The following is a 23,082-nucleotide window of genomic DNA, read 5'->3' on the forward strand; positions in this document are numbered from 1 at the left end:
CCCCGGTTAAATAGCTTACACGGTATACATTCGCAGTGGCTCGGGTATATCCACAAGCCCCCCATAGGAACGACTTGCTTCATGTCGCATCAACTCGAGATTGCCATCCCCGGGAAGATGAACCAGAACGAGCTGTTTTACATTGGCTTGTCCAGCAATCATGCCTGCCTCAATTGCATCCATATGTCCCTGGCCGGTGGTATGCACACTGCCTTCACAGATGGTAGCCTCGCATAAAAAAATGTCAGCATCCCGTGCAAGTTCGATAAGAGAATCACAATAGGAGGTATCTCCGGAATACACCAGCACCTTGCCTTTATATGTGATCTTGACGGCATAACACGTAATGGTATGCTGCACCTGTACAAATTCAATCTCTGCACCTGCTAGTCGAATCGTGGTTGAAGGATCAATGGTAATGACCTCGGTATGCTCACCACGCAAACCACTCAGGAGCTCAACTGGATTATCCGGAGCATACAGCTTCAGTTTATGCGACATACGTCCATTGCGAATGGCGCCAGCAGCAGCATATTGGAGCACACCAAGATCTGCAATATGATCATGGTGTAAGTGAGACAGAATAACACCAGATAGTGCCTCGACACCTGTCTCGGAGGGAAGCTTGCTCATGACGCCACTGCCACAGTCCAGCAAAATTTGTCCTTCATCTGTGGTTACAAGGTAACCCGCAGTGGCTCCTCCTGCGGCGGGATATCCCCCCCAGTAACCCAAAATTTTCACATTCATCTTTTGCACCTCAGTCTGTCTTGTTCTACATCCTTTACAAATGTTCCGCTCAGTTACAATTGTAAGAAGGCTTTATTACTTACGTGTCAAACGAATGTCAATCTTGTGTAAAATGCCATTGGGGCATATCTTCCTTGCTTGACTCGACTGTGAGTGCCATTCTATAGTGGGACATATGTACGGATGGAACTATAAAATTAAAAGGCGGACTTGTATGTGAACATAGACGAACGCAAAAATATGGTAAGAGTCTGTAAAATGTATTATTACGAATCCTGGACACAGGAGAAGATTGCCGAGAAGTTGGGTGTATCCAGGCCAGTCATATCCAAGATGCTCCAGCGTGCCCGGGAAGAAGGAATTATTGAAATTGTCATTCACGATGATGATCATGAAGTCTCCAAATTGGAGAATGAGCTGGAAGCTCTGTTCAATCTGAAGCAGGCGTTGGTTGTTCCAACCAAGGATCTCAACAAAGAATTGTTATCGAGTGCCGTGGGTAAGGCAGCAGCACAATTTGTTCTGAAATTAATCAAAAACGGAGATCGTGTAGGTGTTTCCTGGGGCAATACGCTGTATCATATGGTTCGGGAATTTCCTCTGGAGAAAAAAGAGAATGTTAAAATCATTCCACTCGTTGGCGGAACAGGAAATTATCGAAATGAAATGCATTCAAACCAAATAGCCTATGAGTTATCCAAAAAGTTGGGCGTGACCTGTGATACATTGTATGCTCCTGCAGTCGTTGAAACAGAAGAGCTGCGAGAGCAAATTATCGGCATGCCCAATATCTCGGCCGTGCTTCAAGAGGGAGAAAATATCGACCTCGCACTGGTAGGGATCGGGAATCCGTATTCGATGTCAACAATGGAACGCTCAGGTTATCTCAACGAGCAAGTATTAGCTGAGTTAGAAGAATTGAATACGGTTGCGGATATTAATTCTGTTTTTATCACCCGTGAAGGCACGGTTACGGAACACCCCATCAATCACAAAGTGATTGGTCTTGGACTTGAGCAGTTAAAGAAGACAAAAACAGTGGTGGGTATGGCATTTGGTCTTCACAAAATTGATTGCATCCTGGCAGCTGTACGCGGAGAGTACATCAATATGCTGATTACGGATGAATCTACAGCAAGTCATATTATTAAGCTCACCAATGCAAAGAAATGAGTGCAGAAAGAACCTACGACAGTCGATTATTTGGCTGTCGTTTTTTTACCTTAAGGAAAGAGGAGAACACTGCCAACTCCTCATCTAGCGCTTATAATTTACTATTGCGATCAGGCGTAACTTTCAGTAAATTGGGAGGTATACACCGATGGAAGGGCTGAGCAATAATCATGTGGACCAGATGGCTGCAACGAATAACCCCTGGCACCTTTAAACACCGAATATTATTTTCCTTCCTGTTATTTCTCCTCGCGCCCATAGCCATATTATTCCTCTACAACTTCCGAGAAACAGAAATGATGCTTCAGCGGGACGCTTCGGACAGTAACGTCAAGCAGCTCGAAGGCATCAAAGCCGATCTTATCGATTTGATGAGTCTTGTGATGAAGACTGGGATGTTGCTGGATCAGGATTCTGTCCTTCGCGAAGTGATGCAGAAGCCGGAATTATACGATGCCATCCATCGAAAGCGGATTGTGGAAAATAAATTCGCCAGTATTGAAAACAGCTTTTTCCTTACGGGTGCTACGGTATTCTACACATTGATCGATTTAAAAGGAAACGCTTACACATCATATACGCCGGAGAATTCTCTGAACTATGCCCACATCAGCACCGAGCCCTGGGTACAGGAGCTAAAGAGGGCTGAGGGACAGCGGTACGTATGGAAATCCAATGATCTGACGACCGGCGTTCGTGAGAGAAAAGGTAATCGGATGCTGAGCCTTTATGAAGTGCTGCGGGACGACGGATTACAACCATTCGCCTACGGACGTTTTAGTTTCGATTATGAAGAATGGTTTCAGGATAAAACGAAAAAAAATCCATTCGGCAGCGATAGGGAAGAAGCCTATTTTCTGCTGGACGGACATGGAAATACGATGCTTCAATCAAAGTTAGGGGAGGACGTGCCCTCTACCGTGTCATCTGCCATAGCGACAGCAAGTCAGAGCCAAGGCCAGGGACAGGGACAGGATTCCTCCTCGCAATCCATTGTGAACAATCACATGCTGTATACCTATAGCAAAATTCAAGAGCTTGATGGTTATCTTGTAAAAAAGATACCTCTTTCCTTGTTATTTGAAGAGGTGAACAAACAGAAGCTGAGGTTTTATACCGTATACGGTGCCATCCTGCTGCTGTTTGTGCTGTTAACTTACCTCATTTCTTCAACCGTTACCGGTTCATTAAAGCAACTTCAACGCAAGATGGAGACCACAGTGAAATTGAATTTGAAGACAAAGCTGCCGGAACAGGGCAGAGGTGAATTGCTGGCGCTAACCCGAAGCTTCAATTTCATGATCGCAGACATCAATAATTTGTTGGAGCAGTTAAAGCTTGAGGAGCGGCAAAAGCAGTTTGTCCGATTTCAGGTGTTGCTGGGTCAGATGAATCCACATTTTTTGCTGAATACGCTGAATACAATTAAGAGCATTGCACTGGATAAAGACGAAGATGAGATTTACGAGATTTGTGTATCACTAGGAAAAATATTAGAAACAACGCTGAATTTGGAGGTTGACCTTATTCTGCTGAAGGAGGAAATTGTACTCATTGAATCCTATATGGATATCCAACGGAAACGATTTGGACATGGTATTGAGCTCCACTATGAAGTGTCCAGGGATCTGGAGTATGCACTGATTCCGAAATTTTGCCTGCAGCCGCTGGTAGAAAATTCGTTGATTCACGGGTTTGGTCAAACACAGCTTGAGGGGCGGATCGACATTCGTACATCATGCGACCATTCACTGCTTATCTTGGAAGTTGTGGATAATGGCATGGGGATTAAGAAATCGCAGGCGAATCAGTCCTACCGGAAACGAAAAAGCATTGGCGTACAAAACCTTCGAGAAAGCTTGGAGCTTATGTTTAAGAACCAGCCAACAGGACTTCGATTGGAGTCGACGGACGAAGGAACGAAGGTTATCATGCATTTCCCATTATTGTTATCCAAACCATATTTGAAGGAGGGGAACACCAATTGTGGCGCACATTGATCGTTGAAGATGAACAGTACGCGAGAGCAAGCTTACGCAAATTGTTTGCGAAGGCGAATGTCCCGTTTGAAATTATAGGCGAGGCGGTAAACGGCGAGGAGGGGTTGCAGTTGATCCGTGAACAGCAGCCTGATGTGGTCATTTCGGATATTTTCATGCCGTTAATGGATGGTGTCCGGTTACTCCAGCTGACGAGAAAGGAAGGCTACGATTGTCGGTTCGTTATGTTGACGGCAGTAAGTGAATTCGAATATGCCAGACAAGCGTTGGAATACGGTGCCTCGGGTTATCTGATGAAACTTTCACTGGATTTGAAGGAACTTACGCAAACCATGGACAAAGTAGCCGGAGAACTGACAAGAATGGATAAGCTTCGCCTTGCGGATAAGTGGTTCCCAGATAAGACTGCCCAAGAACCAACGGATCATCCGGAGCTGAATCGAATGATCACCTACATTGAGGAGCATTTCGCCGAGGATGTGACATTAAAGAGATTGGCTGAATATGTTCGCATGGATGCCAGTTATGTTAGTGACTTATTCAAGAAAAAGACGGGGATCACGATGACGCATTTTATTCAAAACCGCCGTGTTCAAGCAGCAAAAATGCTGCTGACAGAGACGGAGAAAACAGTTAGTGAAATTGGCCGGTTGGTAGGCTTCGAGAACGACAATTATTTTATTAAAATATTCAAACGGTGGTCCGGATCGACCCCGAACGAATACCGGAAAGAACAAAAAATCGTTCTATGATTATCCAAACACCGTTCATACCCCCAATGGCAGGCTGGTGATAAAGTTAAAGACGTAGCAAGCAGCTTATCAACTCGATAAGGGGGACAGTACATGAAACGTAGAAATTGGTTAAAAGCAGCTTTGATTACGACCTTGGCAGCTTCGATGCTCAGCGCGTGCGGAAACGCTAACAGCAGCAACGAGGGAGTAAATGCAGGATCGGCAAATGAAAATTCTGGTGAAACTATCAACCTCACGCTTTGGGGAGCTGTTCCTGCCGAGGCTGGACCTCAAGAAGTGATTGACAGCTGGAATAAGGAAAATCCAGATATTCAGGTCGAGTACTTCCGTTATGTAAATGATGACCCCGGCAACCTGAAGCTGGATACAGCGCTCATGACGGGTCAGGATGCGGATTTATTTATCAACTACACGATTAACCGCTTACAGAAGCGTGTTGATGCAGGAGTCGCTTTGGATCTGAGCAGCAGAACAGATTACAACATCGACGAGCAAATGGGAGTGGATGCCGCTCAATGGAAAATAGGAGATAAATACTATGGCATCCCGACAAAGAAAAATATGTTGTTCATCTGGCTAAACAAAAGCATGCTGGATGAAGCCGGTTTACCGATTCCTCCCGTCGATTGGACCTGGGACGACTTGAGAGAATATGCGAAAGCGCTAACAAAATCGAATGTGTACGGTCTAATGCAGCATGATGCTGCCTTTACCGCTGCAATTGATGGTACCATCGCGGGTCTTGGCGTAACCACACCGGAAGGAACATCTAACTTCAATAATGACCTTTGGAAAAAGCAGCTTCAAATCGTGCATGACATGATGTTTGTGGACAAATCGACACCGGAATATGGAGAACAAGTAACAAGCAAGATGCCGGTAGATACCATGTTCCTGAAAGGCGAAGCAGCCATGTTAGCCGCAGGAGAATTTATTTTCCGCAACGCCAATAACCTGAAGGAATTTCCGCATGACTTCAAAATCGCATTCGCAACGATTCCGAAAGTATCCGCCGATCAAAAGGATTATAAATATGCGGGCGGTTTAGGTGACATGCTCTCCGTTAATGCAAAATCCAAGCATCAGGATGCGGCATGGAAATTCGCAAAGTGGTATGCCGACGGCGGAATGCTGCCGATGGCAAGCGGGGGACGCCTTCCATCCTCAAAGAGTGTTGATAACAAGCAGGCAATGGACTTACTGCTCAAGGGTGTTGAAGACAAATACGATACAGAGTCCATGAATAGCGTAGTGTTCGGTGAGTTCCCATCGTTCCAGCTGAATGTACCGCAGCAAGCACTGGATGCCCGCAAGGAAGAATACGAGAAATACTTCCTGAATGAGCAGGATATCGATACAACGCTTAAGAATATGGCCAAACGCCATCAGGATTATATCAAATAATCGAATATCGATAATATCCTTAAGAGAGAAGAAGGATCTTCCGCTTCCTTCTTCTCTCTTTGTTGTATCTACAACGTTCCATACGAGAAGAAAGGCGGCGTTTTCTGTGAAAAGGAACAGCTGGATTCGGAAACAAGGCTGGGTTGGCTACGCATTTATTTTGCCTAATATGCTGGGTATTCTGGCATTTTTTATTCTGCCTGCCTTGTACTCCTTCTTTATGATGTTCACGGACTATCAATTCGCTAATCCGAATTGGACGTTCATCGGATTAGATAATATCAAACGCCTTTTTGGTGATGATCAGTTCTATGCTTCAATCAAATATACGCTCATATTCCTGCTGTCCGTTCCCGTCTCATTAGCCATTGCGTTTCTTGTTGCCCTTGTGCTCAACCGGAACGTGTATTTGAAGGGATTGCTTAGAGGAATGTTCTTCCTGCCATACATCTCAAGCGGGGTTGCTGTTGCTTTTGTATGGATGCTGCTGTTCCAGCCGTCCCAGGGGCCAATAAATCAAGCCCTTCGTTTTATCGGAATTGCATCACCTCCAGGATGGTTCGCCGATTCAAGCTCGGCGATGTATGCAATCGACGTTGTGCAAATCTGGTTTATGTTAGGTTACAACATGATTATCTATTTGGCGGCCCTGCAGGAGATTTCGACCGAGCAGCTTGAAGCGGCACGTATCGACGGTGCAGGGAGAGCGACTATTACATGGAGAATTGTATGGCCGCTTGTGAGTCCAACCACATTTATGCTTTTGATCACGGGGCTGATTATGACCATCAAATCCTTCTCTCTCATCCAGGCGATTACAGGCGGCGGGCCAAGCGGAAGCACCACGATTCTGTCGCTGTTCGTCTACAAAACGGCATTTAGTTATTATGAGATGGGTTATGCGTCAACCATTTCCTGGTTCCTGTTTGCGGTTATTCTCATCATTACCATTATTCAATGGGTCGGCCAAAAACGCTGGGTCCATTACTAGAGAGGAGATGGCTCTATGTTTAGAACAACTAAGATACGCTCGGTTAAGCTTTCCGTCACAATCCTTATGCTGATTGCAGGGTTGTTTATGATCGTCCCCTTTTTATGGATGCTCAGTACTTCCTTCCAGACCCCAAGTGAAGTATTCCGCCAATGGCTCCCTTCGAAGCTGGACTGGACCAGTCATAAGCGGATCTGGACAGGAAACTATAGTTTTTTTCCTTACTATTTGAACTCCCTTAAGATTGCCGTGATTGGTACAGCGGGTGCCGTTTTTATGTCTGCTTTTGCGGCTTATGGCTTTGCACGTACGGAATTTAAGGGACGCAATACACTCTTCTTGGTGTATCTATCCATGATGATGATTCCTCCTCAAGTCGTTTTTGTTCCGAAGTTTATCCTGTTTAACTGGCTTCATATTTATAACACGCATTGGGCATTAATACTGCCTGCCATGTTCTCGATCTTTGGCGTTTTTATGCTGCGCCAATTCTTTCTCAGTATCCCGAAGGAGATTACAGAATCTGCGTTTCTCGATGGTGCCGGTCATTTTCGAATTTTCTTCAAACTGGTGTTGCCGTTAGCCAAACCCGCGCTTGCAACGTTTGCCATTATCGATTTTTCCTGGCAATGGAATGATTATGAGAATGCGCTGGTATTCTTACAGAGTCCAAAGCTTTATACAATTCCTCTAGGTCTACAAAATTTCGTACTGGAAAACAACGTAGACTATAACGGCATGATGGCAGCTTCTTCGGCAGCAATCATCCCTATGATTTTGATCTTTCTGCTTGGTCAGAAATATATCATTCAAGGCGTATCCAGTTCGGCTGTAAAAGGCTAATCCAAAGGAGGCTTATATGATGAAACGCGAAACGATATCATTCGATGTTACGGTCATTGGCGGAGGACTTTCCGGGATTTGTGCTGCTATTGCAGCGGCAAGATTAGGACAAAAGGTTGCGCTCGTGCATAATCGTCCTGTACTTGGCGGCAACTCCAGCTCGGAGGTACGTGTATGGGTATGTGGTGCAACTGGGCATGGCGTGAACCGTTATGCCCGGGAGACCGGCATTATGGGTGAGTTGTTCATTCAGAATCAATACCGGAACCCGGAAGGAAATCCGTATTTGTGGGACATTACGCTGCTGGAGGCGGTAAGAGCCGAGCCTAACCTGACGCTGTTTATGAATACGGATGTTAGAGAAGTAGAAGCAGACGGTGAGAAGAATGCAAGGATCATTCGCAGGGTGAAGGGCTGGATGATGGGCTCCGAGCGTGAGATTACGTTTGAAAGCGAGATGTTCCTAGATTGTACAGGTGACGGACTCATCGGATTTCTCGCTGGAGCAGCATACCGGATTGGTCGTGAAGCTCGACATGAGTTCGGTGAAGAATGGGCACCGGATGTTGCTGATGATATTACGCTAGGCAGTACAATGTTGTTCTATACGAAAGATACCGGAAAACCGGTACGATTTGTTGCTCCATCGTTTGCTAAAGACATTACGACAACCTCTATTCCGATAAAGCGTGTGATCCGCAGCGGAGATTCCGGCTGCCATTACTGGTGGATTGAATGGGGCGGTGAGCTGGATACGGTACATGAGAACGAGCAGATCCGGGATGAGTTATGGTCTGTTATTTATGGCATTTGGGATTATATTAAGAACTCCGGCAAGTTTCAAGCCGAGAATATGACGCTGGAATGGGTAGGCTCGATTCCAGGCAAACGCGAATACCGCCGCTTCCTTGGTGATACGATCCTGACGCAAAATGATGTCATCTCTCAGCGCTCATTCGAAGACCGGGTCGCCTTTGGCGGTTGGTCCATCGACCTGCATCCCCCACAAGGGATGTATGCAACCGAGAGCGGCTCCAAGCATCTGCATGCCGATGGCATTTATCATATTCCGTTCGGATGTCTGTACTCCCGGAATGTCAGCAATCTGCTGTTTGCGGGACGTAATATCAGTGCATCGCATGTTGCATTCGGAACAACCCGTGTCATGGCAACTTGTGCGGTAATGGGGGAAGCGGCAGGTGTAGGCGCTGCCTTGTCGGTAATCAAGGGTATCACGCCTCGTGAACTGCGTGAGCAGCATATGACCGAATTGCAGCAAACGATGCTGCGGACCGACGCATCGATTATAGGTTTGCGCAATGTTGATTCTGCTGACCTTGCGAGAAAGGGAACCATCACGGCTTCAAGCACGATGACCCGAATTTGCATCAATGAACCTTCCGAGGAGTACCGTCTGGTCGCTGACGTTGGATGGCTGTTTCCGGCCGATGGTGGGTTTGAAGGATTGACTCTCTTGGTCTCCGCCCATGAGGCGACAAGTCTGACTATAGAACTGTGGGATACGGGTCGCCCTGAGAATTATGTACCGGCAAACTTCAAACAAGCTTTGCAGATCCAGGTCGATATAGGTGAACAACAATGGCTGGATGTGCCTGCAGATTGTGCAATGTTTGGAGGCGATCCTTGTAATGTATTTATCATTGTTCGTGCGAATGAGGCAGTCAGTCTATTTAAATCAGCTGTCCCGGTTAGCGGCGTCCTCGCATTCGAGCGGGGAGTCAAACCCATAGTCAGCTCGGATCTGGAGGATCATCAGCCGGATCAGCCCGTTATCGAATGGTCAATGAAGGGCCTTGTCCGAAAACCATTCTGTTTTGCAGTTGAGACCGGCGCTTATTCACCTGATAAAGTCATCAACGGCTACGTTCGTCCGTTTGGCGGTCCGCAGCTGTGGGTATCGGAGCCAATCGCAAACGACAGTGAAGAATGGATTGAAGTCAAGCTTCCAGAACCAGTGGATATCCGGGAAATCCACCTTACCTTTAATGACGATGTTAATGAGGATTTGATTAATTTGCATCATCACGAAACACCGTTTTTGATTATTCCGGAGATGGTTAAGACCTATGAGGTGCAGGCATATATAAATGGGGAGTGGGAAACGCTTGCTGGTGATAACCATAACCGTGCTCGCAAAAAGATCCATCGACTTGAGAATCCGATACAATCAGACCGGATTAGAGTTGTCATTAATGAAACGCACGGCGGAGATCGGGCAGAAGTGATTGAAATTCGATTATATGATGTTCATAGAAAATAAAAAAATACTTTTAGACGGATAACATGGAGGACTGATGCCGATCAGCATCAAACCAACATTTACGGCGTTTCATAGTAAAGTAGACGATGCTGGTTAATGAGGGTTTTTAATTATTTTGGATAATAATGACATTGACAACGATAGGTTTTTCGAAAATAATGGGATGTAATTGAATACTGGTACCTTTAATTCAGTCCAGAGAGGCTGGCAAGGGCAGCGGATTTTTGTAATCACGCGTGAATCAGGGCATATCCCGTCAGGGATGCTCTGTGTCTTCGCGCGGGTTATGATGTAAAAAAGAGGCTACTTGTCAGTTTGAGACTTGACAAGTAGCCTCTTTTTTTCTGCTTTTTTTGGTATCAGGACACTTTAAGTTGGGGGTATTCTGATGAGCAAACAAGATCAAGAGTTTTCGTGGCAAGAGGTGCCGAAAGCACAGAGAAACCATTTTTGGAAGACGTTAGCCGTAATGCTGGGATTCACTTTCTTCTCGGCAAGCATGCTGGCGGGGGGGACGCTTGGAGTCAGCTTGACGTTCATGGAGTTCATCGGCATCGTGCTTGCGGGAAATCTGGTGCTCGGTATCTATACGGGAGCGCTGGCACATATCGCCGCCAAAATGGGGCTGTCCACACACTTGCTGGCCAAATACGCGTTCGGTGAGAAAGGATCATACCTGCCTTCGTTCCTGCTCGGCTTCACACAGGTTGGATGGTTCGGGGTAGGTGTGGCCATGTTCGCGATTCCGGTCGCCAAAGCGATGGATTGGAACGTGTACCTGTTGATCTTACTGTTTGGTCTAGCCATGACGGCATCAGCCATCTTCGGCATGAAGTCACTCGTCATCCTGGGTTATATCGCAGTTCCGGCGATTGCCATTCTCGGCGGTTACTCCATGTTTGAAGGTGCAGGTACATTGGGCGGTCTGGAAGGCATGCTCGATTACACCCCGTCACAGTCGCTCACTGCGGCAGCAGCATTAACCATTTGTATCGGGTCATTCATTAGTGGCGGAACGCTGACGCCCGATTTTGCCCGATTCTCCCGGACGTCCCGGCAGGCGGTTACAGCAACTGTCATTGCATTCTTTCTGGGGAACTCCCTTATGTTCCTGTTCGGTGCAGTCGGTGCAATGGCTTATAACCTGGCAGATATCTCGGAGGTCATGTTCCTGCAAGGCTTGCTCATTCCCGCGATCATCGTACTTGGACTCAATATCTGGACGACCAACGATAATGCCTTATACGCTTCCGGGTTGGGCTTTGCCAATATCACTAAAATTTCGAAAAAATTCTTCGTTATCGTCAATGGCATCGTGGGTACCGTATTTGCCATGTGGATGTACAACAATTTCGTGAGTTTCCTGAATGTGCTGGGCGCGGCAATACCGTCGATCGGCGCCATTATCATCGCGGACTATTTCTTCGTGAAGGGCAGAAACTATAAACCGTTTGCCGACATGACTTTTAAAACGGTAAACTGGGTAGCGATGGCAGCTTGGGCCATCGGTGTTGCATTTGCCCAGCTGGCCCCAGGAGTAACACCTTTAAATGCACTGATCGGTACGGCGGTGGCCTACATCGTGCTGATGCTGATCGTTCCTTCGAAAGAATCCAACAAAGAAAAGGGGAAAATGAATGATTATACAGAACGCAAAATTGCGGGGTAAAGAAGGTCTATGGAATATAGTCGTGAAGGACGGGAAGTTCGTACAAATTACGCAGGAGCTGCAAGCAACGGCAAATGAGGAAGTACTTGACGTCAACGGTTCACTTGTACTGCCGCCGTTCATTGAACCTCATATTCATCTGGATACTACGTTAACGGCAGGTGAACCGGAATGGAATTTGAGTGGAACGCTGTTCGAAGGCATCCAGCGCTGGTCGGAACGCAAGGCTTCCCTGACGCATGAAGACGTCAAAATACGTTCCAAAACGGCACTGGATTGCAAATGGCCCAGGGCATCCAGCACGTACGGACGCATGTGGATGTCACCGATCCAAGCCTTACCGCTGTTAAAGCGATGCTAGAAGTAAAAGAAGAAATGGCACCCTACATGGATATCCAGCTTGTTGCTTTCCCTCAAGAGGGCATTCACTCTTATCCGAACGGTGTGGAGTTGCTGGAAGAGTCGCTGAAAATGGGCGTTGACGTGGTCGGCGGTATTCCACACTTCGAATTTACAAGGGAATACGGCGTCGATTCGATGAAGGTCGCGTTCGATCTCGCCGAAAAATACGACCGTCTTATCGACATCCATTGCGACGAAATTGATGACGAGCAATCCCGTTTCGTGGAAGTCGTTGCCAAAGAAGCCTATGAACGCGGACTGGGCTCCCGCACGACGGCAAGCCATACAACGGCGATGGGGTCATACAATGATGCCTATACGTACAAATTGTTCAGATTGCTGAAGATGGCTGACCTGAATTTCGTCTCCAATCCGCTCGTCAACATCCACCTGCAGGGACGGTTCGACACGTATCCGAAAAGAAGAGGGCTTACTCGGGTCAAAGAATTGCAGGAAGCCGGCCTTAACGTGTGCTTTGGTCACGATGACATCTTCGATCCATGGTATCCGCTAGGTACGGGCAACATGCTGCAGGTGCTGCACATGGGCATCCATGCTTCACAGCTGCTCGGTTACGACCAAATCGTGAACTCGATCGATCTTATTACGAAAAATAGCGCAAGAACGCTGCATATCGAAGATGTGTACGGCATTGAAGAAGGTAAGCCTGCCAACTTCATCGTTCTTGAAGCAGAGAACGAATATGAGGCTATTCGCAAACAGGCCGGCGTACTTTATTCGTACAGAGGTGGCCGTAAAATCGCGGAAACGAAGCCGCGGGACTCGTCTATTATTTTTGAGGGCGGTTCGGAGAATGTCACGTTCAATAAATAATTCAATGTTTTGATTGAGACAAATCAAAATCAAAGCACCTTCAAGAAAATGAAACCTTGTCGACAGATAGGGAGATCTTCTTGGAGGTGTTTTTGCTTAATCTGCTTTAAAATTATGATTTGACTTACAGTTAACTCTATGTCTTATACTCCGAATATGAAAGAAAAAATAAGTGGCTTTTCTGGGGTAGGGCAGTTACAATTTGTTAGGATCAAACTAAATCTATGAAAAACCGTAGATAGATCAAACTCATTTGAATTCTTCGCCTTTAAACTAATGGGGGTGTGAACAGGAAAAGGAATGAACGCAAAATGTATGGCAACGGGGATTCAAATAAAATAAATGAAGTAATGAATTGGAGATTTATAGAATAATGACAAAGAGTAATAATTGGAATGTATATGGTCTGGCATTGTTGCTGGGTTTATTTTCAACATTAGGTCCATTTACGATTGATATGTATTTACCGGCATTTCCTGAGATTGCAAAAAACTTCAATACAAACGCATCACTCGTACAGTTTAGTCTTACAGCTTGTTTATTAGGGCTAGGTATGGGACAACTCGTTATGGGTCCTTTGAGTGATGCTCACGGTAGACGTAAACCGCTGTTAATCTCCATGGCAGCCTATATTATTTGTTCCTTGGCGTGCGCTTTTGCTCCTAATATCGGACTATTGATTTTGTTCCGTTTCACTCAAGGATTTGCGGCTTCAGCAGGGATTGTTATCTCTCGTGCGATAGCTAGAGACCTTTACAGTGGCCATGAACTCACTAAATTCTTCTCTCTACTTTTGCTTGTGGGGAATTTGGGACCTTTGGCAGCACCGATCGCTGGAAGTGGTATTCTTTCATTCACGACATGGATTGGTGTGTTTATCTCACTCTCAGTTTTGGGCATTTTCTTATTAATCATGACAAAATGGGGTTTGAAGGAATCAAACCCACCTGAACGACGTATGGCCCCTGACTTCAAACAACAGTTGGGGAACTACAAAACGCTTCTACGTGACCGCAAGTTTGTTGGTTACATGCTGGCACAGGGAATCATGACGGCAGGGGTCTTTGCATATGTAGCAGGTACGCCGTTTATTTACCAAAATATTTATGGAGTCACACCTACTGTATTCGCTATATTGTTTGCTTCCAACGGAATCAGCTTGATCATCGGTTCACAAATCGTAGGTCGATTGGCACAACGTATACCTGAGCAGACCCTTCTATTATCTGGACTGTGGCTTGCTTTAGTGGCAAGCGTTGCTGCTTTGGCGGTAACTATAGCTCATGGCCCGCTTTTCGCTTTGGTCATTCCATTGTTCTTCTTTGTTTGTTCCATAGGTATTACGTCTACTGCGGCATTCCCGCTTGCCATGGAGAGCCAAGCCAAGATGGCCGGAAGTGCAGCAGCATTGCTCGGCGTTGTTCCCTTTCTTCTAGGCGCGTTGGTGGCTCCTCTGGTAGGTATTGCAGGAGAAGACACTGCGGTCCCGTTAGGATTCACTTTATTAATGACCAGTCTCGTTGCGATTCTCACGTACTTCCTATTAGTTAAAAAAGTCTCGCATCACACGCCTCAACATACGCAGTCTGATCCTGATTTTAATTGAGAATATGTTGATCCTAGTTGAATTTAAAACCGTTGAACTTTAATTCAAAGATTCAACGGTTTTTTTATTGTGTGTAATCAAGGAAAGAAGGGTGGGACTTCCGCGGACTAGCCTTTTGGAATCTTCCGATAGCTGGAAGGGGAGAATCCCGATATCTTCTTGAAAAGCCGGGAGAAATAATAGGGATCGCTGATGCCCACTGCGGAGCTGACTTCCTTGATGCTCATTTCGGTAAGATCGAGAAGATGACCAGCCCGCTGAATTTTGAGCCGCAGGAAATATTCGATCGGAGCGATGCCAGTTTCAGAATTAAATAGAAAGATCAGATGCTGTTTCGATACCCCGACATGATTAGCCAATTCCGTTAGAGAAATAGAACCACTCATATGTACATTCATGTATTGAATCGCCTGTTCCAAATAAGTTTCACGTTTCTTCTCTTGTGCCGATTTGATGGCATTCAAGCCAATCCCGGAGAGCAGCTGTCTTGTAGTTTGGGCCACATGTACATGGGTAGTCAGGGCGTATGTCCGCTCGGCAAGCATTTCATAGGTAGGTACGAACCATTCCATTAAACGGGCTTTGCCGCTTGGTGATAAAGAGAGTGAAGCGTTAGACAAACCAAACATCTTCACCAATCTATTCGCATGACTTCCTTTGAAATGAAACCAGTATATACTCCATGGATCTTCCTGCATTGCCCCGTAACGGTGTGCAGTTTCGGGTGGGATTATCACCATATCGCCTTGCTGCATGATTAATCGTTCTCCATGATTCAGCTCGACCCATCCTTCTCCCGCGTCGCAAAAGATGAAAATATGTGACGAGCTGCCTTCCAGACGCTCCCTGAAATGATATTGAGCATTAGCAAAATAACCGATATCCGTAATAAATAAAGTAGAAGTCAGTTCCTCCTGTTCCAGTTCTCTCATCCAATATTCCGGAAGTACATATAACTTTTCCTCTACAAATCCTTCAGGCTTGCGTATATGATCAGGACTCATTCCAGTTACCCCCGTAATTAATAATCAGAATAAGAATATAATCCATCACTTCCCGCATTTCGTCAATTGGAACCTTTCTTGCCAGAAGATACAGTATAACTATCAAGTTAAGGGAGGCCGTTCTAACATGAAGCATGAGGCTGTGGATCGTACGCTGGAGGAGAAACCAACCGGATCTAGTCAAGTTCAAGTGTGGGAAACAAACGTGTTGATACCTACATATGAGGCGGGGAAAGCTGACCCCAATCCTATGTTTCTGGAGAAAAGAGTCTATCAGGGAAGTTCCGGCCGTGTGTATCCGCATCCGGTGATTGAGAGTATATCGGATGTGAAGCATGATAAAAATTACAAATTGGTTATTCTGGAAAATCAATATATCCGTATTGAGGTCATGCCAGAAATCGGGGGCAGAATCTACCGCGCGCTTGATAAGACGAACAATTATGACTTCGTCTATTATAACCGCGTCATTAAGCCTGCGTTAGTGGGCCTTACCGGTCCTTGGATCTCCGGGGGAATTGAATTTAACTGGCCCCAGCATCACCGCCCTAATACGTTCGGTCCGGTTGAATACAAATACGAAGCAACGGAAGATGGCAGTGCTGCAGTATGGGTAAGTGAGATTGACCGGATGTACGGCACGAAAGTTACAGTGGCCTTCAAGCTCTATCCGGACAAGGCTTACTTGGAGATCAATGCTCAATTATACAACCGGACATCTGAGCCGCAGACCTTCCTGTGGTGGGCAAATCCGGCTGTAGCGGTTAATGAATATACGCAATCCGTGTTTCCTCCAGACGTAACGGCTGTATTTGATCATGGTAAAAGGGATGTCTCGCGTTTCCCCATCGCTACCGGAACCTATTACAAACAGGATTATTCGGAAGGCGTAGATATTTCCCGGTATAAGAACATCCCGGTTCCGACTTCGTATATGGCTTACAAATCCGATTATAATTTCGTCGGTGCATATGATCACAGTGTAGAGGCCGGATTGCTGCATGTGGCGAATCATCATATTTCTCCCGGCAAGAAACAGTGGACCTGGGGGAACGGAGAGTTCGGTCAGGCGTGGGACCGTCAATTGACGGATGAGGATGGCCCGTACATTGAACTCATGACTGGAGTGTACACAGACAATCAGCCAGACTTCACTTGGCTTCAACCTTACGAGGAGAAGACCTTCAGCCAGTATTTCATGCCTTACAAAAACATAGGTGTCGTAAAAAATGCCTCCATTGAAGCAGCCGTCAATCTGGAGGTTGACGTTGAAGCCGGAGAGGCAGTGATTAAGGTATATGCAACCTCTGAACTTGATCATGCCATTGTGGAGTTGAGTGGAGCAGCAACCCGGTATGTACAAGAAACCGTTAAATTGTCCCCGGTAGATGCATATCTGAAGGTCGTACCGCTGGAAAGCGGGGAACAGGAGCATGATTTGAAGCTTTCCGTCCGAAATAGGGAAGGCAGATTACTGATTTCCTATCAACCGAAACGTCCGGATATTGAGCGGGTCCCCGAAGCTGCAAGACCACTGACAGCACCACAACAACTGTGTTCGACCGAAGAGCTGTATTTGGCGGGCCAGCATCTGGAGCAATATCGGCATGCTACGTTTGAACCCGAAGCTTACTATCTGGAAGGCTTGAATCGGGATAGCGGTGATATCCGATTAAATGTAGCTTATGGAACCCTACTGCTTCGCCGTGGATTATATGTAGACAGCGAGCAATATTTCCGCAAAGCAATCGAGCGTTTGACCTGGCGCAATCCGAACCCATATGACAGCGAGGCCTACTATCAGCTGGGAGTAGCCCTTCGTGGCCAAGGCCGTTTGGATGAAGCTTTTACTGCTTTTCACAAATCGGTATGGTCGGCAGCGTGGCAGGATGCAGGGTACTTTTCTCTAGCTCAGATTTCCAGCATGAAAGGCCAGTACGCCGAGGCACTGGAGCAGATTGAGCGTGCACTCATCCGTAATTCACGAAACTACAAAGCACGTAATCTGAAAGCCGCTTTGCTGCGCAAGCTTGAGCTGATTGATAAAGCAAAAGGCTATGCGCTTGAGACCATCGAACTGGATGTCGCGGATTTTGGAGCTTATAATGAGTTGGCCTTGGCTCATACAGCGTTAGGGGATAACGCTGCTGCACAAGGTATTCTGTCTGAATTGCAGCGATTGATGAGAAATGATGATCATAACTATTTGCATGTCATCGCAGACTATATGAACAGCGGTTTCTATGAAGAAGCCATTGCCGTAGGTGAAAGAATAGTGAACCCGGAAAAATCCGTCTATCCCATGCTGCATTATGCACTCGCAGAATTATATAAACGTACCGGACAACATGAACATGCTCATGAAGCTCGCCGTAAGGGACAATTGGCTAATCCAACCTATTGTTTCCCGAACACGTTGTTTGAACTTGAGCTACTGGAAAGTGCTGTTCATGCTAATCCGAAGGACGACAGGGCTCATTACTATCTCGGAAACTTCTATTATGATAAGAAACGGCCAATCGAGGCGATTGCGAGCTGGGAGCAGTCACGTGCGCTGCGAGATGATTATCCAACTGTACACCGCAATTTGGGGTTGGCCTATTACAACAAACAGAACAATCCGCAAGCAGCTCTGACTTCGCTTGAACAGGCCTTTGCCTGTGCACCAAATGATGGTCGTATTTTCTTCGAACTGGATCAGCTTCGTAAAAAGCTCGCGTGGTCAGCAGACGAACGCCTCCATATCCTTGAAGAGAGGCGAGATCTGGTCGAGAAACGGGATGATCTGTATGTGGAATACGTAACCCTGCTAAACAATGCTGAATGTTATCAAGAAGCAATTGCTGCCCTGACTCAGCGCAATTTCCATCCGTGGGAAGGTGGAGAGGGGAAAGTGACAGGGCAATATAAGTTGGCTCATACCGAGCTTGGTAAACAAGCGCTGCAAAACGGTCATTATGAAGCAGCAGCTCAGCATTTACAACAAGCATTAGTCTATCCGTTGAATTTGGGTGAAGGGAAGCTGGAAGGAACTCAGGAGAATCATATTTATTATTATCTCGGCTTGGCCTACGAAGGTCTGCAGCGGGAAACAGAAGCCACCTCCAGTTACACCACAGCTTCACAGGGGCTTGCTGAGCCGACAAGTGCGATGTTCTACAACGATCAGCCGCCAGAGATGATCTTCTATCAGGGGTTGGCTTGGTTGAAGCTTCATAACGCGAAGGAAGCCAAGCGCTGTTTCAATAAACTGATTGATTATGCTGAAAAGCATATGTTTGATGACATCAAAATGGATTACTTTGCCGTATCCTTGCCAGACTTTCTGGTATTTGAAGATGACCTGAACCGTCGCAATGTAATCCATTGCCGGTACATGAGAGGCTTGGGACTTCTGGGGCTTGGCCGTGATCAAGAAGCCGAAACCGAACTTGAGTTGGTTCTCGAAATGGACCCTAATCATCAAGGGGCGATGGTTCATAGAAGGTATCCTCGGCAATTGCGCGAAGGAGTTTAACCTTGATAGTTCATTAACAATGAGATATTGTCCATTGGTTGGCTTATAGAGAAAGAAAACGGTATTGCTAAAAACAAAAAAGAAGGTGTGATGTTAATGGATGTCGTGCCTGGCAGGTTGCCGCGCAAATTGACCATCACCATGTGGGATTTCTCCTGGTACACCATGACCCTACCGGGAGAGCCGTACAGCGATCTTGAGGCGAGATTTAAGGAAGCGGTGGAGAGAGGCTACAATACGATCCGAATCTGTGCGATGCCTTTCTTACTGTTCACGGCGGAAGGCAAGCGGCCAGGCCCGCTACACTTTGGCAGCCTTGGAGAGATCGGGCAGCGGACACGCTGGTACAACTGCCGGGGCGGCGCTGTGCTGAATGGGCATGCGCATTTGCTTGAATTGTTCAGACAGGCCAAGGCCCATGGTTGTTATATCATGTTATCTTCGTGGGAATATCAACAGAGCCCCAGCTTCCTGGCCTTTCCCGCACTGCGCGACGAGCTGGCTGCTATCGCTCCAGAAAACCGGTTTATGGCTATTGCCCAATCCCTGGATCAGCTTATCCGATATTTAAAAGTGGAAGGATACGATGAACAGATTATTTATGCGGAGCTGCATAATGAGGTGGAATTCGGGCAATTGACCGCCATAGGAATCACTCAAGGCATTGTCCCATCCAATGTACCAGCTCTTGTGGAAGCCATGCAGCCGTATATTGAAGAGGCTGTTGGATATCTCAGAAGGGCCCATCCGGATATCCTGATGACAGCAAGCTATACATTAAACGAAGCATATCCCAAATGTTATGTAGCGGGAAATTTACAGGTTGCACATTTCCATCTGTATATCAAAGGGGTATTGAATGAATTAACCGAAGCAGCCGGACTGGATGATGAGCAGGCGCCTTTTCCGGGCTTGTTCGTCCAATCGATCCTGCGGGAGGATGCGCCTCCATTCGAAGAGTATACGCTGCCGCGCGGCCAGGAATGGAGGATGGAAGGAAATCCGGTAGGGCTAAAACTGCTCTATCTGCATGACTGGGTGGAGTCGGATAAATGGGATCTTTTTTTATACGACAATTATAGTAAACATAAGCTGGCTATGCTGCAAAAGGCAGATATGCGCTTGGAAGAAGCTCACGAATGGGCCGTTCATTCCGGATTACCGGTCGTTATTGGAGAAGGTTATGTCGGTTATACGCCGCTGTTAGCCGGATTTGAGGAAGGGCCTGTCGGGAAATTTATTGCAGAGTACGCAGTACGAAAAGGAATGACTCTTGGTTTTTGGGGAATGACTCTGTGCTCTAACTGTGCGCCGCATCATCCCTTCTGGGACGATATAGCCTGGCAGCAGAAATGGAATCGATACATTCTTGAATCGAAATAGATGAGAATAGATGTAGCATTTTTAATGAGATATTTAAGGAATAACAAAATCTAAAAGACCTTGGCGCCCGTATAAATTACAGCGAGCTAAGGTCTTTTGCGTTTCTACGTAGAATCCATCCACCAATCAAGATAGGGATCACAAAACCTATTCAAAACCGATTTCTTGGTTTCCAATTGAATAACGTGGTACTAGATGATAATGTAAAATAAGGATTTGGCTTTGGGCTTGCGAAGAATATACGATTTGAATCGAGGTTCTGAAAATGAGGGTAAAACGAATTGTCACTAATATTAATACGCAGAACATTTCAGCAGCAAAAAGCTTTTACCAAGACGTGCTTGAACTTGATTTATTGATGAATCATGGCTGGATTGAAACATACGGATTACTCGGAAAGGAGAACGTTCAAATAAGTATCGCCACTCAAGGTGGCTCCAATACACCTACACCTGATCTTTCGATTGAAGTCGATGATGTCGATGTAGTGTATGAACGCATGAAAAGTGCTGGTTACACAATAGAATATGATCTTACGGATGAGCCCTGGGGCGTTCGTCGATTCTATGTCCGTGATCCATTTGGTAAGCTGATCAACATCCTTGCTCATAGACATTAGATCAGTTGTCAGGGCGTGCATACAAGCCGGGTTACTCTTCAAATTAAAGCATTTTCTTTAAAAATTATTGTGAATTGGTTTGAAGTGTTGGTTTTCTTTTCACGGATGTTATGCTTATATAAAAAAGTCGCTACTTGAGGTGTACAGAGACAGAATTGAACCTGAATAATCGTCGAATGGGTACATAAAGCTACAGATAAACATTTTCCAGTGTGCAATGATCCATGTTTGTGTCCAAGGTGAAAGCAGATTATTCATCACTATTAACGGGGGGAAACAAGAATGATGAATGTTGTGTTGGTGGATGATGAGCCATGGGTACTGGAAGGTCTGCGAACAATGGTAGATTGGAACAAATACGGTTTTCAAATTTGTGGAGAGGCCGAGAACGGGAACGCCGCTTGGGCCATTATTGAGGATCTTCAGCCAGACCTGGTGTTTACAGATATTCATATGCCTTCGGTGAGCGGACTTGAACTGATTGATCGTTCTATACAAAAATTAGCCAAACCGCCGCGATTTGTCATATTAAGCGGATACGAACGCTTCGATTATGCGAAAACAGCGCTGGAACAGCGTGTAGAGGATTATTTGCTCAAACCCATTGATGAGGTTGAAATTGAAAACGTATTAGAACAGATGAGTCGTAAAATTCAGAACGAGCTTGTCTCAGAAAAATTGCATCAACACGAGCGTACTTTATATGTAAACTGTTTGTTCAACCGTCTGTTTCAGGGTGAGGAGAGCAGCGAACTGCAAGCTGAAGTGAAAAGTATAATGCAAATGGAGGGTCATGAGAACATGGCCTGCCTTTTAATTGAAACAGATGCTTGCCATGAGGACATCAAGTCACAGGTACAGCGTTTTGCTAGCGCTCAGCACTACGAACTTTATATGGATGCTGAAGGAAGAATGGGTGTCTTTGCAGCTGAAATGGATGATTCTCTGAGTTGGCTTGAGAGGTTAGGGAGCACCCTGTTTGAGATGTACTCCAGTCAAGCAACAATTATTGTGGCATTTGCATATCATTCAGGTGGAGTAGTTGCTATGCGGACGGCCTATGAAAAAGCATTTTCTGCGCTAAAATGGAAGCGTTATCAGATAGGAAGCGGCATTATTTACGATCAAGATCTGCCAAGGGATGGTAGCATGGCGACTGTGAACCAAAAAGCTTTGACTAACCTGTTTAAAATCATTTTAACGGGTCAAGAGGATGGGCTGGAGAAAGAGGTACATGAACTGCTGGTGAATCCAGACTCAGGGCTGCCTGCGTCGGATATAGAATATGTTCGGGTGCAATTGCTTGCCCTTGAAATGGGAGTTCTCAAGCAACTGAAGGAGCTGGATGGAGATGTGGAGAGGTTTGTGTTGCAGTTACAACATACGTTGGGCGTCTTAACCGACATTGACTCCTTTCCTGCATTCCGGGAATATGCACTTATATTAAGTCTCAACGCTTTGAGAGCTCTGCAGGAGCAGCGGAAAGAAAAGGAATGCTGCACCATTTTTCGTGTGGTGCAGTATGTTAACCAAGAGTTTCGGGAGAAGCTTCAGCTTCAAGAACTTGCACAGAAATTTCATATGAATGCCAATTATTTGGGGCAAGCCTTCAAGCAGCAGACTGGCAAGTCTTTTCGGGAATATCTGAATGATAAACGGATCGAGGAGGCCAAGAGACTGCTGCGTCAGAGTTGTTCCAGCATAGCCGAAGTTGCGGTCAACTCAGGGTACCCCAATGCTGACTATTTTGTAAGTCAGTTTAAGCGCATGACGGGCATGGCTCCTTCTGCATATCGGAAACAACCATAGATCCACTCGACAAGTAACGAATGAAGGATGGCGATTGAAGAC

General features: G+C 46.1%; 15 protein-coding genes and 1 pseudogene. 14 read left to right on the top strand and 2 right to left on the bottom strand.

Annotation, left to right across the window (positions count from 1 at the left end; all coding sequences use genetic code 11):
• Window positions 1-15: 15 nt before the first annotated feature.
• Entirely contained in the window at window positions 16-750 is a 735-nt protein-coding gene (locus QP794_RS06525) for an MBL fold metallo-hydrolase (RefSeq protein ID WP_285075465.1), read from the bottom strand.
• A 216-nt stretch (window positions 751-966) separates the two neighbouring features.
• On the opposite strand from QP794_RS06525, the gene QP794_RS06530 reads away from it, so the two are divergent.
• The 10 genes and pseudogenes from QP794_RS06530 to QP794_RS06575 all read left to right on the top strand — a co-directional run bounded on the left by QP794_RS06530 (window position 967) and on the right by QP794_RS06575 (window position 14,708).
• On the top strand, window positions 967-1,923 hold the full coding sequence (locus tag QP794_RS06530; RefSeq protein WP_285075466.1) for a sugar-binding transcriptional regulator: 957 nt from the start codon (window positions 967-969) through the stop codon (window positions 1,921-1,923).
• A gap of 296 nt (window positions 1,924-2,219) precedes the next feature.
• Window positions 2,220-3,923, top strand: coding sequence for a cache domain-containing sensor histidine kinase (locus QP794_RS06535; RefSeq protein WP_285075467.1), 1,704 nt, complete (start codon window positions 2,220-2,222; stop codon window positions 3,921-3,923).
• Window positions 3,908-4,675: a response regulator transcription factor gene (locus QP794_RS06540; RefSeq protein ID WP_285075468.1), complete on the top strand. Its 768-nt coding sequence runs from the start codon at window positions 3,908-3,910 to the stop codon at window positions 4,673-4,675. Before QP794_RS06535 ends, QP794_RS06540 begins: the two co-directional genes overlap by 16 nt.
• A 93-nt stretch (window positions 4,676-4,768) precedes the next feature.
• Window positions 4,769-6,082, top strand: a complete 1,314-nt coding sequence (locus QP794_RS06545) for an ABC transporter substrate-binding protein (protein ID WP_285075469.1) — start codon at window positions 4,769-4,771, stop codon at window positions 6,080-6,082.
• Between the two features lie 106 nt (window positions 6,083-6,188).
• Window positions 6,189-7,073, top strand: a complete 885-nt coding sequence (locus QP794_RS06550) for a carbohydrate ABC transporter permease (RefSeq protein ID WP_285075470.1) — start codon at window positions 6,189-6,191, stop codon at window positions 7,071-7,073.
• A 15-nt stretch (window positions 7,074-7,088) separates the two neighbouring features.
• Window positions 7,089-7,916: a carbohydrate ABC transporter permease gene (locus QP794_RS06555; RefSeq protein ID WP_285075471.1), complete on the top strand. Its 828-nt coding sequence runs from the start codon at window positions 7,089-7,091 to the stop codon at window positions 7,914-7,916.
• Between the two features lie 19 nt (window positions 7,917-7,935).
• The gene (locus QP794_RS06560; protein ID WP_285075774.1) at window positions 7,936-10,197 is read left to right on the top strand and encodes an FAD-dependent oxidoreductase; all 2,262 of its coding nucleotides are present in this window, start codon (window positions 7,936-7,938) and stop codon (window positions 10,195-10,197) included.
• Window positions 10,198-10,585: 388 nt separating this feature from the next.
• Window positions 10,586-11,866, top strand: a complete 1,281-nt coding sequence (codB, locus tag QP794_RS06565) for a cytosine permease (protein ID WP_285075472.1) — start codon at window positions 10,586-10,588, stop codon at window positions 11,864-11,866.
• Window positions 11,835-13,102 (top strand): annotated as a pseudogene (locus QP794_RS06570) (cytosine deaminase). The gene codB and the pseudogene QP794_RS06570 overlap by 32 nt, the downstream one beginning before the upstream one ends.
• A 373-nt stretch (window positions 13,103-13,475) precedes the next feature.
• Entirely contained in the window at window positions 13,476-14,708 is a 1,233-nt protein-coding gene (locus QP794_RS06575; RefSeq protein ID WP_285075473.1) for a multidrug effflux MFS transporter, read from the top strand.
• A gap of 107 nt (window positions 14,709-14,815) precedes the next feature.
• On the opposite strand, the gene QP794_RS06580 is transcribed toward QP794_RS06575, so the two are convergent.
• Entirely contained in the window at window positions 14,816-15,712 is an 897-nt protein-coding gene (locus QP794_RS06580) for an AraC family transcriptional regulator (RefSeq protein WP_285075474.1), read from the bottom strand.
• A gap of 127 nt (window positions 15,713-15,839) precedes the next feature.
• On the opposite strand from QP794_RS06580, the gene QP794_RS06585 reads away from it, so the two are divergent.
• From QP794_RS06585 to QP794_RS06600, 4 genes are all read left to right on the top strand, one after another.
• A complete protein-coding gene (locus QP794_RS06585; RefSeq protein ID WP_285075476.1) occupies window positions 15,840-19,229 on the top strand; it encodes a DUF5107 domain-containing protein in 3,390 nt (1,129 codons plus the stop codon).
• A 96-nt stretch (window positions 19,230-19,325) separates the two neighbouring features.
• The gene (locus QP794_RS06590) at window positions 19,326-20,612 is read left to right on the top strand and encodes a cellulase-like family protein (RefSeq protein ID WP_285075775.1); all 1,287 of its coding nucleotides are present in this window, start codon (window positions 19,326-19,328) and stop codon (window positions 20,610-20,612) included.
• Window positions 20,613-20,877: 265 nt separating this feature from the next.
• Window positions 20,878-21,231: a VOC family protein gene (locus QP794_RS06595; protein WP_285075477.1), complete on the top strand. Its 354-nt coding sequence runs from the start codon at window positions 20,878-20,880 to the stop codon at window positions 21,229-21,231.
• Between the two features lie 282 nt (window positions 21,232-21,513).
• Window positions 21,514-23,040: a response regulator transcription factor gene (locus tag QP794_RS06600; protein WP_285075478.1), complete on the top strand. Its 1,527-nt coding sequence runs from the start codon at window positions 21,514-21,516 to the stop codon at window positions 23,038-23,040.
• Window positions 23,041-23,082 lie beyond the last annotated feature (42 nt).

Source organism: Paenibacillus sp. UMB7766-LJ446, assembly GCF_030226665.1.
GTDB classification, from domain to species: domain Bacteria; phylum Bacillota; class Bacilli; order Paenibacillales; family Paenibacillaceae; genus Paenibacillus; species Paenibacillus vandeheii.

What these genes read in the sequence shown, in the direction of transcription:
- QP794_RS06525 (WP_285075465.1), bottom strand. Translation starts at nt 750, where the DNA reads ATGAATGTGAAAATTTTGGGTTACTGGGGGGGATATCCCGCCGCAGGA.
- QP794_RS06535 (WP_285075467.1), top strand. Translation starts at nt 2,220, where the DNA reads ATGATGCTTCAGCGGGACGCTTCGGACAGTAACGTCAAGCAGCTCGAA.
- QP794_RS06545 (WP_285075469.1), top strand. Translation starts at nt 4,769, where the DNA reads ATGAAACGTAGAAATTGGTTAAAAGCAGCTTTGATTACGACCTTGGCA.
- QP794_RS06555 (WP_285075471.1), top strand. Translation starts at nt 7,089, where the DNA reads ATGTTTAGAACAACTAAGATACGCTCGGTTAAGCTTTCCGTCACAATC.
- QP794_RS06560 (WP_285075774.1), top strand. Translation starts at nt 7,936, where the DNA reads ATGAAACGCGAAACGATATCATTCGATGTTACGGTCATTGGCGGAGGA.
- codB (WP_285075472.1), top strand. Translation starts at nt 10,586, where the DNA reads ATGAGCAAACAAGATCAAGAGTTTTCGTGGCAAGAGGTGCCGAAAGCA.
- QP794_RS06575 (WP_285075473.1), top strand. Translation starts at nt 13,476, where the DNA reads ATGACAAAGAGTAATAATTGGAATGTATATGGTCTGGCATTGTTGCTG.
- QP794_RS06580 (WP_285075474.1), bottom strand. Translation starts at nt 15,712, where the DNA reads ATGAGTCCTGATCATATACGCAAGCCTGAAGGATTTGTAGAGGAAAAG.
- QP794_RS06585 (WP_285075476.1), top strand. Translation starts at nt 15,840, where the DNA reads ATGAAGCATGAGGCTGTGGATCGTACGCTGGAGGAGAAACCAACCGGA.
- QP794_RS06590 (WP_285075775.1), top strand. Translation starts at nt 19,326, where the DNA reads ATGGATGTCGTGCCTGGCAGGTTGCCGCGCAAATTGACCATCACCATG.
- QP794_RS06595 (WP_285075477.1), top strand. Translation starts at nt 20,878, where the DNA reads ATGAGGGTAAAACGAATTGTCACTAATATTAATACGCAGAACATTTCA.
- QP794_RS06600 (WP_285075478.1), top strand. Translation starts at nt 21,514, where the DNA reads ATGATGAATGTTGTGTTGGTGGATGATGAGCCATGGGTACTGGAAGGT.